Consider the following 23,062-nt stretch of genomic DNA (forward strand, 5'->3'; position numbering starts at 1 on the left):
CCCTCCGTGATCTCTGGGTTCGTGCGGGCAGCCCCAACCTCCAGGCCATGGCCCGGGACAGGTATGTCAGCCCACCGACGCTGTCCGCCGCACACGGTGGGCGGACCTTCCCCACGTGGCACGCCACCTGCGCCTACCTGCTCGGGTGCGGAGTGCCCGAAGCCGATATCGCCGGGTGGCTGAGCCGCTGGTGTCAGGTCGCCGACGTCATCGGCTATCGGGGGGCAAGACCACCGCGCTCGGACCCCGGCACTCGTGGCCCGGCCCCGGAGTGCCGCAGCGTTGCCACGGTCGCGGATTTCCGGTCGGCACTGCGACAGATCTTCCGATGGACCGAGGCGGGTTCTCAGGCAGCCTTCATACGCGAGGCCGGGTGCCGCGGCATTTCGCTGGCCAAGGCAACGCTCAGCGACATGCTGACGTCCGGTCGGAGCGACAATCTGCCGAGCGCGGCCAGCACACGAACGTTCTTGATTGCGAGCGCGCTACCTCCGGACCATGTCGAACAATGGATGGCGATACACGACTCGCTTGTTCGCAGCGGTCGCGGTGGGCAGGAGAAGCCCCCGGTCCAGGCTCAGCCGGATTCTGCCGCCTCTCCCGGCCGGTTGCCCGACGATCACTACGAAGACGCTCCGTGCGGACTGTTGACGACCCTGCCCGACGGCACCATCGAACACGTCAACCGGACCTTTCTCGAACTCACCGGCCATTCCCGTGACGCACTGATCGGGAAACGCCGATTCCGGGACCTGCTCAGCCGCGCCGGTCAGTTCTTTCACGAGACGCACTACTGCATGGAGCTGAGGACCAAAGGCGTTGTCCGTGAGGTCGCCTTCGACATCATGTGCGCTGACGGCCGGCGGCTGCCCGTTCTCGTCAACTCGGCCGTCACCCGGTGCGAGGCGGGCAGCACCACTTCGATTCGAACGACAGTCTTCGAAGCCGGCGCACGCCTCAGATATGAGCGACAGCTTCGTGCCGCCCGCCGCTCCGCGGAAGAGAAAGTCCGCCGCTTGCGAGCCGAGCAGGATCGTCCATGAGGGGCCGGCAGCGCCGGGTGTCAGCTGAACGGTCAGTCCGAGGCGGCCGGGCAAGGGTCGGTGCCCGGGGTGCCGGGGCGGGCCACCCGCCGCTGATCGAGGACGCGTTCCAGGACGGTCGGCTTCGACGACATCAGGCCGTCGGCGCAGGCGTCGATCAGTGAGTTGTAGGTCGCCTCGTCCTCGGATCCGCTGCCGCTGAACCAGACGTGCACGGCGTACCCGTCGCTGTGTGCCCTGGCTATGAAGCCCGGCGTCGCGATCCTGACGCCCTGGAAGCCGACCGGGATCTGCAGCGCGACCGTCCCCTCGATCGGGCGCATGCGCAGGGTCAGGTAGCGCAGCACCTCGCCGAAGCCCGGCGCCACCCCGACGGCCGGCGCCAGCCTGTGGAACTCGGCGATGGCCTCATCCTCGAACGAGGCCACGATGATGTCCTGGGTGCGGTTCAGGCGATGCAGAAGCCCGGCGAGCAGCCGCGCGTTCCGCAGGAACGACTCGCCGTCGTCGTCCGACGAGCCCTTGATCTCCACGGTGAACGGGGTCCGCGGGAACCGGGTCAGCACTTCCTCCAGCGACGGCACCCGGAAGTCGTCGGCCGTGTATCCCGGCGGCGGCGGCCGATCCCCGGTCCGCACACCTCGCAGCTCGGAGTGCGACGCCGCGTCCAGCCTCTGCACCTCGGCGAACGTCTTGTCCCGGATCGGCCCGGTGCCGTCGGTGGTGCGGTCGACCTCCGCGTCGTGCATGACCACCAGCACGTCGTCGGCGGTCGCATGCACATCCATCTCGAGCATGTCGGCGCCGACATCGACCGCGCGCCGGAACGCGTACATCGTGCTGGACGGCGCCTCATCCTCCCCACCCTGATGGGCGATGGACAGGAACGGCCGGCCCATCCACGGGCCCGGAGCCGCATCGCCGGGGAGATTCAGGCGCACCGCCAACCCGATCGCCAGCACCACGACGACCGCGGCGGCGATAAGTAAGATCCGTCGCTTCCTCATCGCCGCGAAGCCTAACCGGGATCAGACCTGGCCGAGATCGACCTCGAGGGAGAAGGGCGCGGCCGGTCGACGGCTCCGGCGTCAGTGCCCGACTTCCGTCAGTGAGTCGTAGTAGGCCTTCATCGCCGGGTAGTAGTCGTCGAAGCTGGGGCTGGGCAGGTCGTCGCGCGACGCCACCAGCATGTCCAGGTAGTACTCCCAGCCGGGGCCCATCTCGCCGACCTGGTCGGTGCTGTCGAGGTGGTGCACCAGCTGGAGCTCGGTCCGGCCGCCGGCGTTGGACAGCCGCAGCTCGAGTTTCCAGCCGCCGTCCCCCTCCCCCGTCGTCGACAGGGCCAGGCGGCGCGGTGGGTCGCAGGCGTCGATCCGGACGTCGAACCACGGCGCCTGTTCCTCGTAGGCCATCTGGAGCTTGATCATCCGGCCTGGGGCGGGGTCGCCTTCCCACGCTCCGAACCAGCGGGCGGTGCGGTCGGATTCGGTCAGGCTGGCCCACACGTCCTCGATGGGCGCGCGGAACGTGCGGCTGACGATGAGGTCGCGGCCGTCTGCGGTGGGGAAGAGCCCGCCGTTGGGTGGGTTGGTCATGCGGTCTTCTCCTGGTGATCGACGACTGACTGATCGGTGGTCGGCGAGGTCGTGCGGCGCTCGCGGCGCGTGCGGTAGACCTCGGTCTCGAGTGCGTCGAGGCGACGCTCCCAGTGGTCGGCGCGGGCGAACTGCCCGAGCCACGCCACCAGGCCGGCGAAGCGGGCGGCCTCCAGCGAGTAGAAGCGCTGACGACCGACCAGCGCGTCGCTGACCAGGCCGCTCTCCCGGAGCACCCGCAGGTGGCGGCTGACGGCGGGCCGGCTGATCGTGAACCGGTCGGCGATCTCCCCGGCGGTCAGCCGCTGCTCGCGCAGCATCACCAGGATGTCCCGCCGCACCGGATCGGCGATCGCCGCCGCCACCTCGTCCACCGCGAAAGCGTAACCACTGTGTTACGTGTCCCGCAAGGAGAGCGAGGAAGGCGAGGACAGCGAGGAGGCACGATCTAGCGGCGATCCCGCAGCGTCTGTGAGGGGGTCTCGCCGAAGCGCCGCCGATAGTCCCCCGCGAAACGGCCGAGATGGGTGAACCCGAACCGGGCCGCCACATCCCCGACGCTGGTGCGCCAGGGGTCGCCGTGGGTCAGCGCCTGATGGACCCTGTCGAGGCGCAGCCGGCGCAGGTACGTCATCGGGGACATCCCGATGTGCTGCTTGAACGCGTCCTGCAGCACGCGCACCCCCACCCCGGCGATCCCCGCCAGTTCGCCGGCCGTGAAGGAGCGGCCGGGCTGGGCGTGCATCGCGTCCAGGGCACGTTTCACCGTGCGCGGCCGCCGGGCCGCCGGCTCGTGCGAGAAGGGGTGCTCGACCGTCAGCGCCAGGCCGCTGATCAGCAGGTCACGCCACTGCTTGGCGATCTGCGGCCGGTTGACGAGCGGGTTGTGGCCGCGCATGTCGGCCAGCAGCTGGCGGACCAGGCCGGCCCAGCTGCGCCCGCGCCCGCTGCCGGTGGGGAAGCTGGCGGCCAGCGGCATCGGGGACGACACCTGACGGTCCAGGGCGGCGTCCACCTCACGTTCCAGCGCGGCCCGGTCGACCTTGACGCTGAGCAGCCGGCAGTCGGCGCTCATGCGCAGCTCGACGTCGCCGACCGGCTGGAGGACCACGGCGCGGGACGCGTCGGCGGCGACCACGTGTCCGAGCTGCCGGGACTGGACCGCGCCGGTCAGCGGCGCGAGGACGTGGTAGGCGTCCTCGAGGTCGGACGTGGTGACGAAGACGTCCGCGCCGTAGCGGAGCTCGCCGATGGTCACCGCGCCCAGGCCCAGTCCCTCGGCGACGAAGTCGAGCGTGCGGGTGTCGTCCAGGGGACGGACCCGCACGCTCTCGTAGAACAGGCGCCGGCAGAACCTCCCGGCCTCGTCGAGGTCGGTGGTGCGCAGCGAGGATCGAACCGGGATTCCCGCGTCCGGGTTCGAAGCCCTCGTCACCATCCGCCGACTGTAGTCCTGTCGTGACTCTCAGGCAGCAACGGGCACGGGCCATTCATACTCGGTCACGGCGCCCCCGGTCACATCGACTTCGGCGAGCACGGTGACCGGGTCCTGCCAGATCGCGTACCGGCCCGCGGCCAGGCCGTCGATGACGACACTCCACAGCACCCCTCCGCGCACGTACCGGGCGCGGACCGCGGCGTGCGTCCGGCTGCCCGGGTCGGCGACCGGGCTCACCTCGATCTCGTGCCCGTGCAGGCTGCCCGGCGTGTGGATGACCATGGCGCCGATGTCGGCGCCGATGTTCAGCACCACCGTGCCCTGACCGCTGGGGGCCAGGGTGTGGTGGTGATGCGCTCCGACCGACACGCGACTACTCCTTCTTGGCGTCGGGGGCCGGCGGGTTGTTGAACCCGTCGAGCGGCGTGGGCAGGTACGGGAACTTCTTCAGCAGGTCGGAGCTGACGTTCTTGATCGACAGTCCCTGCTCGACCAGCGCGGCCGCGTCGTCCGGCTTGAAGTCGGCGTTGACCAGCGGCACCGTCACACCGGCGATGGCGCGCAGCGAGATCGAGACCACGTCGTCGGCGATCCGCCGGCCGTTCGGGAAACCGGCCAGGTCGGCGCCGAGGAGGCCGAACGGGTTCTCCTCCTTCGACGGCGGGATGGCCGTGTTCAGGCGGAGCATGTCGGCCTGGGTCTCGCCGGTGTTGTTCTGGAACTCGTCGATCAGCCCGTCGGGGATGCCGGTGAGCAGGATGGCGAGCAGGTCGGCACGCGGATCGCCGGCCTTGTTCAGCGCGGCCAGCTTGTCGAAGACACCCGGGTAGAGCACCGGCAGCAGCGCGCCGAGCTCCGGGGTGGCGACGAACTCGGCGAACCGCTTGTCCTCGCTGGGCGGCAGGCTGTTCCACAGGTCCTTCTGCGCCATCGGCACGATGACCTCGTTGAACAGCGGGTTGCCCAGCCGGGACACCTGGGTCTGCGGGCCGACGTACACGTCGTCGTCGCCCTTGCCCTTGCGCACCTGCACCTGGCGACGGCTGGCCGACGTCCACACGCCGATCACGGCGCCGGCGTCACGGCCGCGGACCTTCTTCTTGCCGTCCTTGCGCACCATGTGCAGCGGGACCTGGATGGCGATCGAGTGCACGTTCGTCTTGTCGGTGGCGTTGACCGCCTTGCCGGCGTAGTTGAACAGCTTCTGGCCGACCAGGTGCGCGTTCTGGAAGGGGCGCAGCGTACCCAGGTCGAAGATGGACCCGAGGTCGACGAAGAACGCGTCGGCTCGCTGCCCGGCGAAGACCTTCTCGCCGGTCTTCAGCTTGTGCACGGCGTCCTCGGCGAGCTTGTCGTAGTCCGCGATGGACAGCGGGCCGACGTTGCACGGCGGGCAGGGCAGCTTCTCGGCCAGCACGGTGTGCTTGCCGTGCGCGTCCACCTTGGTCACCGAGAAGAACTGGCGGCGGTTCCAGTTCTCACTGTCCAGCGACTCGATCGGCCCGGTGTTGTAGAGGAACGTCCGGTCGTTGCGCAGTTCGGTGCGGAACCGGAACTGGTACGTGAGGTCCGGGCGGGCGTCGCCGTTGGAGTCGACGTGGATCTCGTAGAGCACGTCGTCGCCGAACTCGAAGAAGTTCGGGCCGCTCGCGGGGGGCTGGAGCGGGACGTAGTTGGCGATCAGCGTCACGGTGTCCGGGTGGTCGGGGCTCACGAACGCGTACAGGTCGGAGCTGTCCGCCACCGGGTCCTTGCTGATCTCCGGTGCTTCACGATGGGAAGACAAGGGGGGTCCTTAAAAGTCGTCGGGGGGAAACGAGAGCAGGGCCTACCGAGAAGCGCGTCAGCCGCGCTTGGCGGCCTTGAGAAGCTGGGCGGCCAGCTTCTTGTCTTCCAGCTTCAGCTTCTGACCACCGGTGAAGACGTCGAACACGCCCTTCTTGGCGTCCACCAGCGAGATCACCAGCGCCTGGCCGTCGTCCTTCGCGTCCTCCCGCTCACCGGCGAGGCTCAGCCCGGCGACACCGGCGACAGAGGCGCCGACCCCGACGGTGGCGGCGACGGTGAGAACCCGGCGACGGGACAGGCCCGAACCGTTCCGGCTCCGGTAATGACTGCGACTCATGCTCGGCCTTTCGATCGTCTTCAGGGGCGGGGCTATGTCGTCGACGCCCATCAGTACGCGGCCGGAACCGCGACGGTTCAACGGATTCCGTCATCCCTGGGAAGATCCTGAGTGCGGGGCCGTCGCCGCATGCGCGTGATCGCGAACGCGCCGGTCGCCGCGGCCAGCACCAGCAGCGCACCCGCCAGATAGAACCGATCGTTCTCGCCCGGCGACTCCTCCCCGAGCGTCAGGACCACCGGCGCGGTCGACGTTTCCGCAGCTGGGGTGGGCTCGTCCGAGGCGGTCGGCGACGGCTTGGGCGTCGCCACGACCTTCGATGCCTTGGGTACGACCACAGCCTTCTTCTTCGGGGCCGGCGGCGCCTTCAGATCCAGGTCCGAGCAGGAGTAATAGGTGTCCGGGGTGGAGGAGTTCTGCCAGATGACATAGAGCACATGCCGGCCGGTGCGGTCCTTGGGCAGCTTCGCCGTCATCCGGTACGCGCCACCGGTCAGCGGCGGGTCCTTGTCCACCAGGATCGCCTTGGTCGCCAGGTCGTCCCAGCGCAACGGCTCGTCCGGGTCGTACCCCTGCTTGGTCAGATAGATCTTGAACGTGCCCTCGTGCGGGATGGTCGTGGCGTAACGGACACTCAGCGTGTCGCCGGCCTCGGCCTCGGTGGCCGGCCAGTCGTCCCGGGCCAGGTCCAGACCCCGGTAGGAGTCCAGTCCGCCGCTGCAGAGCTCGCCGTCCGGGATGACCTGGCGGTCCCGGCCGTTCACCCCGGCCACGCGCAGGTTGTCGAACTTGCCGAACGGCTGCCCGTTGGCCTTCTTGGCGGCCTTGCAGGCGGCGGAACCGGTCTCGGTCCCCTCCCCCGCGCAGGCGGCGGTACGGCTGATCGGCTTCGTGGGAGCGCCGTGGGCGGAGGCGGGCGTGGCGGCCGACAACGCGACCAGGGCGGTCGCGGCGACCACCGCGCCGAGGCGGCGAACTGACATGAGTGGGACTCCTCGGCTCGGTCTGACCCGTGGGGTACGGATCAGAACGGCGAGTCGTTCATCACCCTGGGTGGTAATGCCGAGAGAAACGTCCGGTTGTGATTGCATGGCTGGCGTAACCGAAACACAGGAGGACTCATGGACAAGCCCGACGTCGGCCCGATCACCGGCGAGCCGCCGGCCGAGCTACTGATCGAGGAGATCACCGTCGGTGACGGTGACGAGGCCAAGCCGGGCCACTACGTGAGCGTGCACTACGTGGGTGTGGCGCACTCGTCCGGCAAGGAGTTCGACGCCTCGTACAACCGCGGCGAGCCGTTCCAGTTCCCGCTGGGCGGCGGCCAGGTCATCGCCGGGTGGGACGCGGGAGTGGCCGGTATGCGCGTCGGGGGCCGGCGCAAGCTGATCGTGCCCCCGGACCTCGGCTACGGCGCCCGGGGTGCGGGCGGCGTGATCAAGCCCAACGAGACGCTCATCTTCGTGGTGGACCTGCTCGGCGTGCAGTGACCGGACGGCAGGCCGCTCGGGCCGGGGTGGGCGATGCCCGCCCCGGCCCGTCGCCGTTCGGCTCGTGTCCCTGCTCCTCGCGGGGCAGGAACTCGTCCGGGTCGAACGGGTCGCCGAGCGGTGTCACTTCTGCTTCCTCAGGTCCGCGCAGCCGGCCTCGTCCGGCAGCAGCGGGCGGAAGGTGATCCGGAACTGCTCCTTGCCGGACGTCCACGGGGTCTGCTGGTTGGCCTTCGCCTGCTGGGTCGCGGCCAGCACGGCCGGCCCGTCGGCGATCACGCAACCGATCTTCACGTTCGGGTTGAGGAACTCCCCGGGCAGCGCCGGACCGGTCCAGGCCACCGGGGCGAAGGCGCCGGGCAGCCCGTCGTCCTGTTTCACGTACGGCTGGGCGAGAGCGGCGATCTTCTCGGCCGCGTACGGCTTGCTCTGCGCGCTCGCGCCGAACTCCCGCACCTTGTCGATGAAGGCGGACAGCTTGGCCCGCGCCTCCCGCTGGGCCGGGGTGAGCCGGGGGTCGTTGGCCTGTTCCATGCCCAGCGCCGCCACGCTCACGCTCTGGGTCGCGCCGTCGACGATCACGTCGATCCGGGTGTTCGGCGCGTCCGCCACATTCGGCTGACCGAGGTCCGACCCGGTCCGCACGCCGGCGTCCTGCGCCTTCTTGGCCAGCCCGGCGACCTCGTCCGGGCTGATCGTGGTCACCTGGAGGTTGGGCATGGCGGGGCCGGGATAGATCGCGGGCACCGGGCCCTCGGTGATGACGCGGCCGTCGGAGTACACACTGACCTCCGGGATCCGCCCGACGATGCGCTCGGCCGGCACGAAACCACCCTCCTGGGTCATCCGCAGGACCAGGCCCGCAGCCGTCTCGGGGGCGCTCGACGAGGGCGCGGCTCCGGCATCGTCACCGGAGCCGCCGCCGGCATCGGTGCGGGCGCAGGCGGACAGGGCGATGAGGGCCAGTGCGGTGGTTGCCACCAGCGGGAAGCGACTTAGCGTCATCACCGACTGCACCGAGCGGCAGGTGCCGCCGCCGAACAACGAACGCCGCAGGCGAGGGCCGGAAGGGGATGACAAGGACGGCTCAGTCATAACCCGTACGACGATCGTCGGCCCCCTGGGGTTCCGGGGTCCGACGATCAAATCCGAACTATTTGACCGAACCCAGGGACAGGCCCTGGACCAGTTTGTCCTGGGCGGCGAAGCCGGCCACCAGCACCGGCAGCGAGACCACGAACGCGGCCGCGCAGAGCTGCGCCAGGAACAGGCCCTGGCTGGTCACGAAGCTGGTCAGGAAGACCGGCGCGGTCTCCGCCACGGTCGCGGTGAGCACCCGGGCGAAGAGCAGCTCGTTCCAGCTGAAGATGAAGCAGATGAGCGCGGTCGCCGCGATGCCCGGCATGACCACCGGGGCGATCACCGAGCGCATCGTCTTGACCAGGTTGGCGCCGTCCATCTGTGCGGCCTCCAGCATCTCCACCGGCACCTCGGAGAGGAAGGAGCGCATCATCCACACCGCGATCGGCAGGTTCATCGAGGTGTAGAAGACGATGAGCAGCCAGATGTTGTCGAGCAGGCCGGCGTTCTGGGCGAAGAGGTAGAGCGGGAGCAGGCCGGCCACCACGGGCAGCATCTTGGTGGAGAGGAAGAAGAAGAGAGTGTCGGTCCACTTCTTCACCGGCTTGATGGAGAGCGCGTACGCGGCCGGGATGGACAGCAGCAGGACCAGCGCGGTGGACACGATGCTGGCGGTCAGCGAGTTGAGCAGCGGCGGCCACGGGCTGGCGCCGCCGGTGAAGAACTCGCGGTAACCCTCCAGCGTGATCGGCGCGAAGACGGCCGGCGGGTTCTGGGCCGCGTCCGACTCGCCGTGGAAGGAGGTGAGCACCATCCACACGACGGGCAGCACGAACAGGATGCCGATCACCCAGGCGAGCAGGCTCAGCCACGCCGCCCCGCGCGACTTCTTCTTCTCCACGGCCGCCGGGGCCGTCGTGGCGATCGCGCTCATTGCCTACCTCCGCTCCGCGGTCCCGGTCGTAGCCTCACCGCTCCGCTCATCGGCCTTCCTCCCTGAAGAGCGACGAGACCGTCCGCAGGGCGAACGTCGCGATGATGATGGTGCCGATCACCACGATCACCGCGGCGGCCGACGCCCGTCCGTAGTCGTGCGCGTTGTAGAAGATCGTGTAGATCGTGTACGGCAGGTTCGCGGTGCCGAGCCCGCCGGAGGTGATGGTGAAGACGGCGTCGAAGTTCTGCACGATGTAGATCGAGCCGAGCAGCGCCCCGAGCTCCAGGTACTGCCTCAGGTGCGGCAGCGTCATGCTGCGGAAGATCTGCCAGCCGTTCGCGCCGTCGATCCGGGCCGCCTCGATCACGTCCAGCGGACGCCCCTGCAGGCCGGCGAGCAGGATCAGCATCATGAACGGCGTCCACTGCCAGACCAGCGCGAAGATCACCGACCAGAGCGGCATGTTGCTGATCCAGTCCGGCTGCGGCGGGTCCGCACCGAAGATGCCCCAGATCCAGGTGAGGGCGCCGTTGAACAGCCCGTACTCGGGGTTGTAGAGAGCGTGCTTCCAGAGCAGCGCGGCAGCCACCGGGACCACCAGGAAGGGCGCGATCATCATCGTGCGGACCGCGCCGCGGCCCCGGAACTTGCGGTCCAGCAGCAGCGCGATGCCCAGGCCGAGCAGCAGGCTGATCAGAACCACCCCGGCGGTGAGCAGGATCGTCGTCCAGACCGCGTCGCGCATGTTGACGTCGCTGAAGACCCGGATGAAGTTGTCGAGGCCGGCGAAACCCCGCTCGTCCGGGTAGTAGGCGTTCCAGTCCATGAACGAGATCACCAGCGTGGCCACGAACGGCAGCTGGGTGACCACGATCATGAAGATCAGCGCGGGCAGCAGCGGCGCGCGCCGGGCCCAGGCGGACGTCTTCCGGATCACGCCCGGGGGCGGCGCCGACGTCCCCGCCGAGGTCTTCTCCGCCACGGTTGTCATGAGGCAGAGCCTTCCTTCGTCATGCCCTCCTGGCCCTCGCCTGCGGCCTGGTGGGCCGCCGCCGGCAATTGCCGCTCGGTGCGATCGGTCATGACTCAGCCCTCCTGACGTGACTTGTAGCGTTCGGCTACGTCCTCGGCCAGGCGTTGACCTCGGTCCAGGGCTTCATCGACGGTCATCTGCCCGGCGATGGCCGAGCTGACGTACTGGGAGACCTGCGTGCCCAGATCGGTGAACTCGGGGATGTCGATGAACTGGATGCCGATCGCCGGCCGCTCCTGCACGCCCGGGTTGCGCGGGTCGGCGCTGGTGATGGCGTTCTTGGTGGGCTCGGCGAAGGCCGACGCGACCTTGAGGTAGTCCTGGTTCTCGTACGTCGAGGCGCGCTTGCCCGCCGGGACGCTGGACCAGCCGACCTGCTGCCCGACCAGTTCCTCGTACTCCTTGGACGACGCCCAGGAGATGAACTTCCAGGCGTTGTCCTTCTTCTCGCTGGCCTGCTGGATGCTCCATGACCAGGCGTAGAGCCAGCCGCTGGACTTCGTCCGGTCGACCGGCGCCGCCGCGTACCCGAGCTTGCCCTTGACCGGCGAGTCGTCCGCCTCGAGGGAGCCCGCGGCGCTGGTCGCGTCGTACCACATGGCCGCGTTGCCCTGGACCATGTTGTTCAGGCACTCGGTGAAGCCGGCCTGCGGCGCGCCGACCTCGCCGTGCTCACGGACCAGGTTGACGTAGAAGTTCGTGGCCGCCTTGAACTCGGGGGCGTTGACCCGGGGCGTCCAGTCCTTGTCGAACCAGGTGCCGCCGAACGTGTTGACGACCGTGGTCAGCGGTGCGAACACCTGGCCCCAGCCGGGCTGGCCGCGCAGGCAGATCCCGGCCATCCCGGGCTGCTTGCCGTCCACCCGTGCGGCGATGTCGGCGACCTGCTGCCAGGTCGGTGCGGCGGGCATCTGGATGCTCTGCGCGTCGAGCACGTCCTTGCGGTACATCAGGAACGAGGACTCGCCGTAGAACGGCTCGCCGTACAGCTTGCCGTCGTCGGCGGTCAGCGACTGGGTCATCGACGGCAGGATGTCGTCCTGGGCGAAGGCGCTGTCCGCCTTGACGTAGTCGTCGAGCGGGGCGATCCACTGGGATTTGGCGTAGATCGGGATCTCGAAGTTCGACAGCGAGGCCACGTCGTACTGGCCGGCCTGGCTGGAGAACTCCTGGCTGATCTTGTCGCGGACGTCGTTCTCCGGCAGCACGGTGAAGTTCACGTTGATGCCGGTCTCGCGAGTGAAGTGGTCGGCGGTCAGCCGCTGCAGGTCGATCATCTGCGGGTTGTTGACCATCAGCACGTCGATGCTGTTGGCCCCGCCCGACCCGCCCTCGGTGCCGCCCCAGCCCGCGCATCCGGACGAGACGAAGAGGACGGTTGCCGCGATCGCGGCCGTAGCGGCCCGGACATGTGCACGAGACATGGTGCCTCCCCGGCGAGGCGGACATCATCGTCACCGACCGTTGTGATGCCGGTAACACAGCGGTCATCAGTACATGCCTGTGATCGATTCGATGTCAACCGTTCGGAGGAGGCCTTGCATAAATGAGTATCGAAATCGCAGTGGTGGCTCAGGCGACGCGGGCCTTGCGTCCCATCACGTCGACGATGTCGCCGCGGTGCAGCTGACGGCCGCGGCGCAGGTCGACCTCGCCGTTGACGGTCACGTCACCCGAGGTGATCAGAACCTTTCCCTCGCCACCGGTGTCCACCAGGTCGGCGATCTTGAGGAATTGTCCGAGTCTGATCATGTCACCGTCGATTGCCACGTCACGCATGACGACCATTGTCGACGACGATCCAAAAATTTACGCGAACCCTTGAACCATCCGGGCGCCGGATACGAACTACCACCCGTGAGCCGAAACCTCATCTCCCGCAGAGCGGGTGTGCTGACCGCCACCACCGTGGCCGGCGTCCTCTCCATGGCCGGCCCAGCCATGGCGGACGTCAAGGTGGAACCGGCCAGCGCGCCCCAGGGCAGCGGGCAAAACGTGCACTTCCTGTTCACCAACACCGCCCAGTGTTCCGTGGACAAGGTCAAGCTGACGATGCCGAAGGACAACCCGGTCGCCGAGGTGTTCCCGCTCTCCAACGAGGGCTGGGCGCCGCTGATCACGCCACTGAAGCTGAACACCCCGCTGACCAGCATCCACAACGGCAGCCCGGTCACCGAGACGGCCTCCGCGGTCACCTGGATCGCGGTCAAGGGCCAGGAACTCGCGCCCGGCAGGTCGGCCGACCTCGCCGTCGCGCTGGGCCCGCTGCCGACGGTCAGCTCGATGAACTTCACGCTGGAACAGACCTGCGCCGGCGGCAAGGCCGGTCCGGCCGTCCCGCCGGTCACCCTGGCGCTGACCCCGGCGGAGCCCGGCCAGGCCCCCGGGCACCTGGGCCACGGCGGCACGGGCGGCGCGACGCAGGGCGACGGCACCTCGGCCGAGGACGACGCCACGTTCGAGGCTCTCCTCGCCGCGGACGACGGTCCGGGCTTCTGGACGTACGCCGGATGGGTTGTCGGTCTGATCGCCCTCGCCGCGGTGGCGGTGCTGCTCCTCAGGGGCCGCCGGAAGCCGGAGGACGAGGCCGTCGAGGCCGAGGAAGAGCAGGACAAGGAGCCGGTCGCCGCAGGTGCGCCGAGGGTCACCTCGTGGAGCTACAAGGACGGGCCGGCTGAGGAATAACAAGACTCCCCGTGCTGGTGGGCGCGGGAAACGTCGTGGAAGGCGCGTGGGGCGCGGGACACGACGGGCGGGTGGGGTCCAGGGCAAGACCCACGACCTGCGGCTGTCGGGGCGGGAGGGTTCGGCCTCCCGCCCCGATGCATGTCCGGGCTTCAGCCGGATCGTCAGCACCGCGACCAGCAGGCCCGCGGCCATGGCGGTGCGAAATCGCCCGAGCATCAAGCGAGGGCGCCGGCGCCGCCGGCTTCAGGGGCTGACGGAGGCCGTACGCGGAGATTTGAGGGCCTCGATGATCTCTCGCTGGACGCGGTCGGAATCCTCGTGCGGGACCTGACACGTGCCCGCCGCCAGGTGTCCGCCGCCGCCGTAGCGCAGCATCACCTCGCCGATGTCCACCGGCGAGGTGCGGTCCAGGATCGACTTGCCGCAGGCGAACACGGTGTTCAGCTTCGCGCGGCCCCAGATGATGTGCACCGACACCCGGGCCTGCGGGAACATCGCGTACACCATGAACCGGTTGCCGGCGTGGATGGTCTCCTCGTCGCGCAGGTCGACCACCACCACGTCACCCTCGACGTGGCTGACCCGCTCCAGTTGCTCCTTGAACATCTCCGAGCAGTCGCGGTAGAGGTCGGCCCGCTCGGCGACGTCCGGCAGCATGAGGATCTCGTGCACGTCCTGCATCTGGAGGCAGGCGTCGATGAGCAGCATCATCAGCTGGTAGTTGGAGATCCGGAACTCCCGGAAGCGGCCCAGCCCGGTCCGGCTGTCCATCAGGAAGTTCATCAGCGTCCAGCCCTCGGGGCGCAGGATGTCCTCGAGCGTGTAGTCGGCCGAGTCGGCCTGGTCGACGGCGAGCATCAGGTCGTCGGGGACCTCGGGGAAGGCCTCGGCGCCGCCGAAGTGGTCGTAGATGACCCGGGCGGCCGAGGGGGCGTCCGGATCGATGATGTGGTTCGGCAGCCCGCCCACGTTACGCAGGGTTTCGGAGTGGTGGTGGTCGAAGACCAAGTGAGCGCCCGGCGCGTACGGCAGGTTCGTCAAAATGTCACGTTCGGTGATCTCAGTCACGCCGTCCTGGACGTCCTTCGGGTGCACGAAGGTGATGTCGTCGATCATGTCCAGGACACGCAGCAACACCGCACAGACCAGGCCGTCGAAGTCGCTGCGGGTGACCAGGCGGTACTTCACGTGACGCTCCCTTGAGTTCCCCGGCGTTCTACCCCAATATGCCACTTTTGTGGCGCTGGACCCGGTGCGATGGCCAGGACCGGTATGAACCGTCCGTGCCAGGCGCTGCGTAAGGTTCAGTCAGACGCTCATTCCGGCCGGAGGACGATCAAAAATCATGACCACCCCTCAGCTCATCCAGGAGCGCAGCGCCCCGCCCGCCACTCTGGTGATCTTCGGGGCGTCGGGCGACCTGACCCGGCGCAAGCTGCTCCCGGCCGTCGAGAGCCTGGCCAGGCACAACCGGCTTCCCGCCGAGTTCGCCCTGGTCGGCGTCGCCCGGACGCCGATGGAGGACAGCCAGTTCGCGGGCAGCGCGCTCGGCACCCGCAGCCTGCTCGACAAGCCCCAGCTCCAGGGCGGCATCCGGTACGTGTCCGGTGGCTACGACAACCCCGAGACCTACAAGCAGCTCGCCGAGGTCCTCGACGAACTGGACGCGTCCCGGGGCACCTCGGGCAACCGCATCTTCTACCTGTCGACCCCGGCCGAGGCCTTCCAGCCGGTGATCAACGGACTGGCCGGCGCCGGGCTCAACCACGCCCGCGAGGGCTCCTTCTCCCGGCTGGTGATCGAGAAGCCGTACGGGAAGAACCTGCAGACCGCGCACGAGCTGGACGGCATCGTGCACGCCGCGTTCGACGAGCACCAGGTCTTCCGGATCGACCACTACCTGGGCAAGGACACCGTCCAGAACGTGCTGGCACTGCGCTTCGCCAACTCGATCTTCCAGCCGATCTGGGACCGCTCGTGGGTCGACCACGTGCAGATCACGGTCGCCGAGACGCTCGGCGTCGGCACCCGCGGCGGCTTCTACGAGCACGCCGGCGCGATGCGGGACATCGTGCAGAACCACGTGCTCCAGGTGCTCGCGCTGTCACTGATGGAACCGCCCGCGTCGTTCGAGGCCGAGAGCCTGCGCAACGAGAAGGTCAAGCTGCTGCAGGCGGTGCGGCTGCCCACCAACCGGGACGTCGCCGACCTCGCCGTGCGCGGGCAGTACACGCGCGGCGGCACCCGGGACGACCTGATGGCCGGGTACCGCGAGGAGCAGGGCGTGGACCCGCTGTCGCGGACCGAGACGTACGCGGCGATGCGGCTGAACGTGGACAACTGGCGCTGGGCCGGCGTCCCGTTCTACGTCCGCACCGGCAAGCGGCTCCCGGCCCGGCTGACCGAGGTGGCGCTGCAGTTCCAGCGTCCGCCGCACCTGCCGATCCCGACCACCCAGCTGACCGATCTCGAGGCCGACGCGCTGATCCTGCGGATCCAGCCCAACGAGGGCATCTCGCTGCGCTTCGGCGCCAAGGTGCCCGGTCACTCCTTCCGGGTGCGCACGGCCAGCATGGAGTTCTCGTACGACCAGACGTTCCAGGAGGAGTCGCCGGAGGCGTACGAGCGCCTGCTGCTGGACGCCCTGCTCGGCGACCCGACGCTGTTCATCCGCACCGACGAGGTCGAGCAGTGCTGGCGGATCGTGGACCCGATCATCGAGAACTGGGCGGGCGACCAGTCGCCGATCCCGACGTACGAGGCGGCGTCCTGGGGACCGACCGACGCGGACCGCCTGATCGGCCGCAGCGGCCGGAAGTGGCGCACCGAGGTCTGAGAGCACTCAGGTTCCGGGGAGGCGACTGACTACCGCCCCTCGCATAGGGTGGGGATAGCAGTCCTCGCCCCCTCCCAGCCCTCCCCGGAACGAACGAAGGCGACACCCCCATGCAGGTCTCGGTCGCGCACCACCCACCGAACACGGCCGTCCTGAACCTCCGCGGCTCCCTCGACATCGACACCGCTCCCGCACTGAAGGCGAACCTGTCCCGGCTCGTCGAACGCTCCTCGCCGCGCGTCGTGGTCGACCTCTCCGGCCTCGATTTCTGCGACTCGATGGGCGTCGGCGTCCTGGTCGCGGCGCACGGCCGGGCGCTGGAACGGGACGGCTGGGTCCGTCTGGCCGCGCCGTCCAGTTTCCTCCGCCGGCTGCTCGACACGCTCGGTCTGACCGAATATCTGGCCCTGTACCCCGACGTCGAGGCCGCCATCAAGGAATAAGCCGTCACGGAACGAGAAAGGGGCGCCCCTCCCGGGACGCCCCTTCCTGGTTGCCGGTTGATCAGCTGGTGATGCCGAAGGCCACCCGGCCGAGCGTGTCCTCGGTGCCGATGAAGCCCTCGGCGGGCGAGAACACGTCCTCACCGAAGTCGACGTCGGCGTCGTCCGCGGTGCCGCCGATCCCGTCCGGGCCGACGCCGAACAGGTTCTGGAAGTTCGCGCCACCCGAGTCCTGCAGGTTCACGGCGGCGCTGGCGTTGTCGGTGTGGAAGTTGCCGAAGAAGTGACCGGCCTCGTGGGCCGTCACGTTGCCGATGCCCTGAGCCACGAACGCGATCCGGTCGCTGACCGGGGTCAGGTACGTGTTCAGCGAGGCCGGGCCCGACGGGTCGCTCAGCACGTCGAGCAGCACGAGCGCGGTTTCCTGGGTGTCGAAGTTACCCGGGTCGATGCTCTGCGCGATGCCGATCGTGCTGATGCCGGACTCGTCGATGGTGCCGCCGATGATGATCCGGCTGACGTTCGGCTTGCCGAAGGTGTCCGGGTTGTCCTTGCTGTTGGTCACCTGGAGGCGGAACCGGTTGTTCAGTCCGGAGTCGATCAGGTCCTGGCGGATGTTCTCCTCGACGCTCGCGGTGATCGCGTCGATCAGCTCGTCCTCCTGGGCCCGCGGGATGCCCCAGCGGGAGAGGAACGCGGCGAACGGGCTGAGGTTGACGGTGCCGGGGCCACCGAAGATCGCGGTGTTCACCCGCGCGCCGTCGAAGTCCAGGAACAGCCGCTGCACCGGCGGGGTGTTGCCCTCGAGAACCGGGCGGAACAGGTCGGCGGTGATGTCGTACCGGCCGGAGCCGGTGGACACGCCGAAGAAGTGCCAGCCGTTCTGGGTGGCCACGTAGTCGGTCACCGCGTTACCGCCGCCCGGGAGCGGCGAGCTCGGCGGGTAGATGAACGACGCGTCCTGGTTGGACCCGTGGACCTCCTTGGGCGCCGTGTCGTAGACGGTGATGTAGGCCGGCGAGCCGGTCACCGACAGACCCAGCACGTCGCCCTTCTTCAGGTTGACCGAGAAGAAGTCCACATCGTCCTGGCTGGCCGTCACGCTCAGGTTGTACGCGCCCTCGCTGGTCACCCCGTCGCCGCTGCCCGAGTCGAACGGGTCGGCCTGGAGGTTGCCGTACGAGGCGACGCTCAGGAAGAACGTGCCGTCGGCCGGGACGCTGTACTTCAGCAGGCTGTCGAAGTTGCCCGCGCCGTCGTCGTTCTGCGTCAGCAGGGTGCCGTCGGCGGCGTACAGGTAGAGCAGCGTGTCCAGCGCGCCGGTCGGCGTGGCGGTCTGCGCGGAGATCACGTCGCCCGCGGAGGCGGTCACCTTGTAGAAGTCGAAGTCACCGGTCTCGTCGCCGAGCGAGCCGTGCGGCCCGTCGCCGATGGTGCCGGTGGTGGTGACGCCCGAGCGGGTGGCGCCGATGCCGGTGTCCTTGGCGAGGTTGATGTCACCGTCGTCCTCGGCGTTCGCCGGGATCGCCGTGCTGGTGACGGCTTCCGGGTCGAGCTGGCCGATGACCCGGGCCGACGACGCCTGGCCCTCGCCGGTGCCGAAGCCCCGGAGACGCTGGGCGAACGCCGGGGTGTCGTTGCCACCACGGGTGCCGTCGAACTCGTCCTCGTCGAAGATCACCGACGCCGCGGCGGCGGCCTCGCCCGCCTTGGTCTTGAGTTTCGCCGTGGCCTTGGCCGCGGCCTGCTTGGCTAGATAGGTCTTCCAGCCGCTGTAGTCCGCCTTGGACGGGTCGGCCAGGTTCGCCAGGTACGGGTTGGCGCCCTTCGGCTTCGCTCCCGGCTTCGCCTTGGGCGCGAACGGAACGCCCTGGGCGACGGCAGCCTTCTCGACGGCGGTCAGCGCGGCGTCATGTCCGCCCGCGGGATTGGCCGGCGCGGCTGATGCCACGCCCGGTGTCAGCGTGACAAGCCCGAGCAGGACTGCTCCGGCGGTCGCGATGCTCCTTCGCATCTGTAACTCCCCCTTCAGCGCGTCCGGGCCCCCCGGCCGAGGACGGCAACCGGAACGCTACTGAAGGTGGCGATCAATATCTAGCCCGCTCTATTGATACATGTATGACCGTCCTATGCGGACTTGACCGTGTCCAATGCGGCCACTGCGGCGCCCCGCGCGCCGGCCATGTCCAGGTCCGGTACCAGCGAGAACGAGGACACGGCAACCTGCTCCTGGCGTAACTGGGTGTGTTCCCGAACCGTGTTCAAGAACCATTGACGGAACGCCGGCGTCGCCTCCACGACACCTCCACCCAGGAAATAGGCATGTGGATCAGTGAAATTGGCGGCGATCGTGAAAAGTTTGCCGATCGCTTTGGCCTGTTGGCCGAACACGGACAACGCGAGCGGGTCGTTTTTCTCACCGTATCCGCGCAGAAGCTTGGCCGCTTTCTCGATTGGCTCGGCGGCCAGCGGGTGATCCGGGAAACGGGTCAGCCAGTACGGCAGCAGATTCTTCTTGATTCCGGTCAGCGACGCGATGCTCTCGACATCGCCGGAGAATCCACAGTTGCACACCGGGACAGGCTGGCCGTCCTCGAGCACACCGTGCAGCGGGATCTGCACGTGGCCGAGCTCGCCGGCCATCCCGGCGGCGCCGCTGATCACCCGGCCGTTCTCCACCACGCCGCCGCCCAGACCGGTGCCGACCACCGCCGAGATCGACCCGGTCCGGGACGCGTCGGCGCCGAAGTGGCGGTGGTGGGCGTAGAGCGCGGCCGCGTTCGCGTCGTTGTTGTAGACCACCGGCAGGCCGATCCGGGCCTCCAGGGCGCCGCGGATGTCGAAGCCGTGCCAGGACACCTGGTTGAAGTTGGTCGAGCCCTTGGACGAGATGACACCGTCCGCGCTCGCCGGGCCGGGGGTGTCCAGGCCGACCGCCCGCACCAGCGTCAGCGGCGTGCTGGTCAGGGTCAGGATGTTTCCCAGCGCCTCGGCCAGCTGCTCGACCGCCGACTCCGGCCCGTCGGTGACCAGGCTGGGATTCTCCACCAGACGGTCCACGAGGAACCGTCCGGTGGCGTCGAGCACGGTCGCGTTGTTGCAGGTTCCGCCGTTGTCCAGCCCCACGACGACCCAGGACGCCGGGGTCAGGACCGTATCCATGTGATCCACACCACGAGACTACGTCCGAGCAGGCCGGACCGGGAACCGGTGCTCGCGGATTGCGCCTCGGTTGCGCGTGTGAAGATCCGCGATTCTCCCCCGGCGTACGGTCGAACAGCCTCGCATGACGACGCGCCGCACCGTTCTCGCCGCCACCGCCGCAGTGTCCGCCGCCACCGCCGGCGGCCTCGCCCTCGCCGAACCCGCGCTCGCCGCCGGGCCCGCGAACCTGCTGCCCGACGCTGAGACACCTGACGGCGTCGTCGCGCACCTGCTGCGGCGCGCGACCTTCGGTGCGACGCCGGCCACCCTGGCCGAGGCCGCCAAGCTGGGCGTGAACGGCTGGCTGGACCGGCAGCTGAGCCCCGCCAAGATCAGCGACGCGGTCTGCGACGACCTGCTGACCCGGCTGCCCCTGGCCGGCGCCGACGTCGCGACCGTGCGGGCCAAGCTGCCGGTGCACTCCTACGACGCGTTCAAGCAGCTCGGGCGGGCCACCGTGGCCCGCGCGATCTGGAGCAACCGCCAGCTCCTGGAGAGCACGGTCAACTTCTTCAACAACGTGCTGCACGTGGCGGCGCCGTCCTCCGGCGGCTGGGACAACCGCGCCGACTACGACGCCCAGGTGATCCGCAAGCACGCCTTCGGCACCTTCGCCGACATGCTCAAGGCCTCGGCCCGGCACCCGGCCATGCTCACCTACCTGGACAACCGGTCGTCCACCAAGGCGCACCCGAACGAGAACTACGCCCGCGAGCTGATGGAGCTGCACACCGTCGGCCTGATCTACAGCGAGGACGAGGTGAAGGCGGCGGCCCGGCTGCTCACCGGAATGACCGTCGGCACCGCCGGCACGTACACCTACACCGCTGCCAAGCACGCCACCGGCGCCGTCGAGGTGCTCGGCTTCAAGCACGCCAACGCCACCGCCGAGGGCGGCGAGGCCGCCGCGACGGCGTTCCTGGACCACCTCGCGAAGCACCCGGCGACCGCGACCCGGCTGATGACCCGGCTGTGTGTCCGGTTCGTGGCCGACGAGGCGCCCGCGACGCTCGTGGCCAAGCTGGCGAAGGTCTACCTGGACAACGGGACCGCGATCGTGCCGGTGCTGCGCGCGCTGTTCACGTCGCCGGAGTTCGCCGCATCGGCCGGCCAGAAGGTGCGGACCCCGTTCGAGGACCTGGCCGCGACCGTACGCACGCTCGGCCTGACCCCCGAGGCGACCGGTGTGAAGTCCCTCGACGCCCTCTACAACATGCTCGTGGACGCGGGCAACGCGCCGCTGCGCTGGGCGCCGCCGAACGGCTTCCCCGACGTGGCCGCCGCCTGGGCCTCGCCGTCCGCCTTCCTCATGCGCTGCAACAGCCACCTGAACATCGCCACCGGCTGGTACCCCTCCCAGCTCGTCCGCCCGGCAGACCTCCTCAAGTCCCTGGTGCCCGTCCTGCCCGGCACATACGGCGGCCTGGTCGACGCGCTGGCCCGCCGGCTGGTCGGCGCCACCCTCCCGGCCGCCCACACCGCCGCCGTGCTCAGTGTCGCGGGCAAGCTGCCGACCAGTTCCTTGAGCAGTTCCGACAAGTCGCTCGCGGGCAGCCTGCCGTACCTGATCGCGCTGGTCCTCGACGCGCCGACCTTCTCGCTGAGGTGATCACGATGACCGCTCCCGCCGACTCCTGTGACGAACTGTCCGGTTTGAGCCGCCGTGGCCTGCTCGGCCGCACCCTGGCCGTGGGCGGCGGCGCGGTGCTGGCCGGCCTGGCCGCCGAGGGCTTGTCCACCCGGCTGGCCTACGCCGACGCCGGCTACACCGGTGACACGCTGATCATCCTGTCGCTGCGCGGCGGGTTCGACGGGCTGTCCGCCCTCGCCCCGATCGGCGACCCCGACTACTACAAGGCGCGGCCCAGCATCGCGCTGCCGAAGAGCCAGGTCATCGCCGGCGACGGCACGTTCGGGCTGCACCCGGCGCTGGCCCCGCTGCTGCCGATGTGGAAGGCGGGCACGCTCGCCGGGGTGCACGCGGTCGGCCAGCCGAACCCGACCCGCTCGCACTTCGCCGCCATGGAGGAGATGGAGCGGGCCGCCGCCGGCACGTCGCTGCGGACCGGCTGGCTGGACCGGATGCTCGGGCTGACCGGGACGACCGCCCCGCTGGCCGGCGTGGCGATGGGCAACGCGATGCCGTCGCGGATCTTCGGCGGGCCGGCCGCCGACGTGTCGATGGCCTCGATCGACGACTTCAAGCTGGCCGGGGAGAGCACCAAACGCCCGATGGCCGCGGCGCTGCGGAAGATGTACGCCGACGCGCCCGCCGCGCTGGCCGCCCCGGCGATCGCCGCCGACCGGGCGCTGACCGCCAGCACGTCGGCGCGGTCGGCCACCTACACGCCGGCCAACGGCGCGGTGTACCCGGCCACCCCGCTCGGCGAGGCGCTGCGCGACCTGGCCCGGCTGATCAAGTCGAACGTCGGGCTGGCCGCCGCCGCGGTCGACTCCGGCGACTGGGACATGCACCAGGGCCTGGGCACCGCGGTCAAGGGCCAGCGGATGTACGACAACCTGTACGACACCTCGCTCGCCCTGGCCGCCTTCGCCGGTGACCTCGGGCCGGACGGCATGGCCAAGGTGACCCTGGTGACGATCAGCGAGTTCGGCCGCCGGGTGGCCGAGAACGGCTCGAAGGGCGTCGACCACGGCCACGGCAACGCGATGATGCTGCTCGGCGGCGGTGTCCGCGGTGGCCGGGTGTACACGAACTGGCCGACCCTGGCGCCCGCGGCACTGGCCGACGGCGACCTCGCCGCCACCACCGACTACCGCTCGGTGATCGGCGAGATCCTGCAGAAGCGCTGCGGCTTCGGCTCGCTGGAGGAGGTCTTCCCGACCATCAAGCCGTCGTCCTTCGGCCTGGCCGTCGCGCGTCAGTGACCGTTCGCGCGTCAGTGACCGTTCGCGGTGATCGGCCGGCCTTTTTCTGGTGAGTGGCGCTGCTATCGGCGTTTGCGCTCGGGTGCCCGCTCACCGTCGCTGCCGCCGCTCACGCCCGGCACGAGTCAATGCGCGGGTCGCGTCCACCGAAGTGGTGTATGACCTGCAGTTTTGCAGTGATGAGAGGCGGCCATCGCAGATCCTTCGGATTGTCTAGATCACGAAGGAGAGACCTGCGATGGCCGTAGAACCGAGTTTGAA

General features: G+C 69.3%; 23 protein-coding genes. 7 read left to right on the top strand and 16 right to left on the bottom strand.

Annotation, left to right across the window (positions count from 1 at the left end):
- Positions 1-47 precede the first annotated feature (47 nt).
- A complete protein-coding gene (locus QSK31_RS26215) occupies positions 48-1,043 on the top strand; it encodes a PAS domain-containing protein (protein ID WP_285686986.1) in 996 nt (331 codons plus the stop codon).
- Positions 1,044-1,075: 32 nt separating this feature from the next.
- On the opposite strand, the gene QSK31_RS26220 is transcribed toward QSK31_RS26215, so the two are convergent.
- From QSK31_RS26220 to QSK31_RS26255, 8 genes are all read right to left on the bottom strand, one after another.
- Positions 1,076-2,050 carry a glycerophosphodiester phosphodiesterase family protein gene (locus tag QSK31_RS26220; RefSeq protein ID WP_285686987.1) on the bottom strand — a complete coding sequence of 325 codons (975 nt, stop codon included), beginning with the start codon at positions 2,048-2,050 and terminating at the stop codon, positions 1,076-1,078.
- An 81-nt stretch (positions 2,051-2,131) separates the two neighbouring features.
- Positions 2,132-2,638, bottom strand: a complete 507-nt coding sequence (locus QSK31_RS26225) for an SRPBCC family protein (RefSeq protein WP_285686988.1) — start codon at positions 2,636-2,638, stop codon at positions 2,132-2,134.
- Positions 2,635-3,012 (bottom strand): metalloregulator ArsR/SmtB family transcription factor, encoded by a 378-nt coding sequence (locus QSK31_RS26230; protein ID WP_285686989.1) that lies wholly within the window; start codon positions 3,010-3,012, stop codon positions 2,635-2,637. The genes QSK31_RS26225 and QSK31_RS26230 overlap by 4 nt, the downstream gene beginning before the upstream one ends.
- Before the next feature lie 74 nt (positions 3,013-3,086).
- Positions 3,087-4,076 (bottom strand): AraC family transcriptional regulator, encoded by a 990-nt coding sequence (locus QSK31_RS26235; protein WP_285686990.1) that lies wholly within the window; start codon positions 4,074-4,076, stop codon positions 3,087-3,089.
- Between the two features lie 27 nt (positions 4,077-4,103).
- Positions 4,104-4,445 carry a phospholipase gene (locus QSK31_RS26240; protein WP_285686991.1) on the bottom strand — a complete coding sequence of 114 codons (342 nt, stop codon included), beginning with the start codon at positions 4,443-4,445 and terminating at the stop codon, positions 4,104-4,106.
- A gap of 4 nt (positions 4,446-4,449) precedes the next feature.
- Complete coding sequence (locus QSK31_RS26245) at positions 4,450-5,862, bottom strand: DUF4331 domain-containing protein (protein ID WP_285686992.1); 1,413 nt, start codon at positions 5,860-5,862, stop codon at positions 4,450-4,452.
- Between the two features lie 57 nt (positions 5,863-5,919).
- Positions 5,920-6,201, bottom strand: coding sequence for a hypothetical protein (locus QSK31_RS26250; protein WP_285686993.1), 282 nt, complete (start codon positions 6,199-6,201; stop codon positions 5,920-5,922).
- Positions 6,202-6,278: 77 nt separating this feature from the next.
- Entirely contained in the window at positions 6,279-7,184 is a 906-nt protein-coding gene (locus tag QSK31_RS26255) for a lytic polysaccharide monooxygenase auxiliary activity family 9 protein (protein WP_285686994.1), read from the bottom strand.
- 138 nt (positions 7,185-7,322) lie between these two features.
- On the opposite strand from QSK31_RS26255, the gene QSK31_RS26260 reads away from it, so the two are divergent.
- Complete coding sequence (locus QSK31_RS26260) at positions 7,323-7,691, top strand: FKBP-type peptidyl-prolyl cis-trans isomerase (RefSeq protein WP_285686995.1); 369 nt, start codon at positions 7,323-7,325, stop codon at positions 7,689-7,691.
- Positions 7,692-7,814: 123 nt separating this feature from the next.
- On the opposite strand, the gene QSK31_RS26265 is transcribed toward QSK31_RS26260, so the two are convergent.
- The 5 genes from QSK31_RS26265 to QSK31_RS26285 form a co-directional block, all read right to left on the bottom strand.
- Positions 7,815-8,696 carry a hypothetical protein gene (locus QSK31_RS26265; protein ID WP_285686996.1) on the bottom strand — a complete coding sequence of 294 codons (882 nt, stop codon included), beginning with the start codon at positions 8,694-8,696 and terminating at the stop codon, positions 7,815-7,817.
- Between the two features lie 148 nt (positions 8,697-8,844).
- The gene (locus tag QSK31_RS26270; RefSeq protein ID WP_285686997.1) at positions 8,845-9,705 is read right to left on the bottom strand and encodes a carbohydrate ABC transporter permease; all 861 of its coding nucleotides are present in this window, start codon (positions 9,703-9,705) and stop codon (positions 8,845-8,847) included.
- 46 nt (positions 9,706-9,751) lie between these two features.
- Positions 9,752-10,699 carry a carbohydrate ABC transporter permease gene (locus QSK31_RS26275; protein ID WP_285686998.1) on the bottom strand — a complete coding sequence of 316 codons (948 nt, stop codon included), beginning with the start codon at positions 10,697-10,699 and terminating at the stop codon, positions 9,752-9,754.
- Positions 10,700-10,794: 95 nt separating this feature from the next.
- Positions 10,795-12,165 carry an ABC transporter substrate-binding protein gene (locus tag QSK31_RS26280; protein ID WP_285686999.1) on the bottom strand — a complete coding sequence of 457 codons (1,371 nt, stop codon included), beginning with the start codon at positions 12,163-12,165 and terminating at the stop codon, positions 10,795-10,797.
- A 148-nt stretch (positions 12,166-12,313) separates the two neighbouring features.
- Positions 12,314-12,520, bottom strand: a complete 207-nt coding sequence (locus tag QSK31_RS26285; RefSeq protein ID WP_285687000.1) for an RNA-binding S4 domain-containing protein — start codon at positions 12,518-12,520, stop codon at positions 12,314-12,316.
- A gap of 78 nt (positions 12,521-12,598) precedes the next feature.
- Here QSK31_RS26285 and QSK31_RS26290 point away from each other — a divergent pair, with 78 nt between their 5' ends.
- Positions 12,599-13,426 (top strand): DUF1775 domain-containing protein, encoded by an 828-nt coding sequence (locus QSK31_RS26290; protein WP_285687001.1) that lies wholly within the window; start codon positions 12,599-12,601, stop codon positions 13,424-13,426.
- A 246-nt stretch (positions 13,427-13,672) separates the two neighbouring features.
- On the opposite strand, the gene QSK31_RS26295 is transcribed toward QSK31_RS26290, so the two are convergent.
- Complete coding sequence (locus QSK31_RS26295; protein ID WP_285687002.1) at positions 13,673-14,617, bottom strand: DHH family phosphoesterase; 945 nt, start codon at positions 14,615-14,617, stop codon at positions 13,673-13,675.
- 157 nt (positions 14,618-14,774) lie between these two features.
- On the opposite strand from QSK31_RS26295, the gene zwf reads away from it, so the two are divergent.
- Together zwf and QSK31_RS26305 are read left to right on the top strand one after the other, a co-directional pair.
- Entirely contained in the window at positions 14,775-16,265 is a 1,491-nt protein-coding gene (gene zwf, locus QSK31_RS26300; RefSeq protein ID WP_285687003.1) for a glucose-6-phosphate dehydrogenase, read from the top strand.
- 110 nt (positions 16,266-16,375) lie between these two features.
- Positions 16,376-16,708 (top strand): STAS domain-containing protein, encoded by a 333-nt coding sequence (locus QSK31_RS26305; protein ID WP_285687004.1) that lies wholly within the window; start codon positions 16,376-16,378, stop codon positions 16,706-16,708.
- A gap of 61 nt (positions 16,709-16,769) precedes the next feature.
- Here QSK31_RS26305 and QSK31_RS26310 read toward each other — a convergent pair whose 3' ends face one another.
- Complete coding sequence (locus QSK31_RS26310) at positions 16,770-18,722, bottom strand: PPC domain-containing protein (RefSeq protein WP_285687005.1); 1,953 nt, start codon at positions 18,720-18,722, stop codon at positions 16,770-16,772.
- 113 nt (positions 18,723-18,835) lie between these two features.
- Positions 18,836-19,870, bottom strand: coding sequence for an ROK family protein (locus QSK31_RS26315; protein ID WP_285687006.1), 1,035 nt, complete (start codon positions 19,868-19,870; stop codon positions 18,836-18,838).
- 124 nt (positions 19,871-19,994) lie between these two features.
- Between QSK31_RS26315 and QSK31_RS26320 the strand changes: the two genes are divergently transcribed.
- Both QSK31_RS26320 and QSK31_RS26325 read left to right on the top strand, forming a co-directional pair.
- Positions 19,995-21,521 carry a DUF1800 domain-containing protein gene (locus QSK31_RS26320; protein ID WP_285687007.1) on the top strand — a complete coding sequence of 509 codons (1,527 nt, stop codon included), beginning with the start codon at positions 19,995-19,997 and terminating at the stop codon, positions 21,519-21,521.
- 5 nt (positions 21,522-21,526) lie between these two features.
- Complete coding sequence (locus QSK31_RS26325) at positions 21,527-22,801, top strand: DUF1501 domain-containing protein (protein WP_285687008.1); 1,275 nt, start codon at positions 21,527-21,529, stop codon at positions 22,799-22,801.
- Positions 22,802-23,062 lie beyond the last annotated feature (261 nt).

It is taken from the genome of Actinoplanes sp. NBRC 103695 (assembly GCF_030269485.1).
In the GTDB taxonomy this organism is placed as follows: Bacteria; Actinomycetota; Actinomycetes; order Mycobacteriales; family Micromonosporaceae; genus Actinoplanes.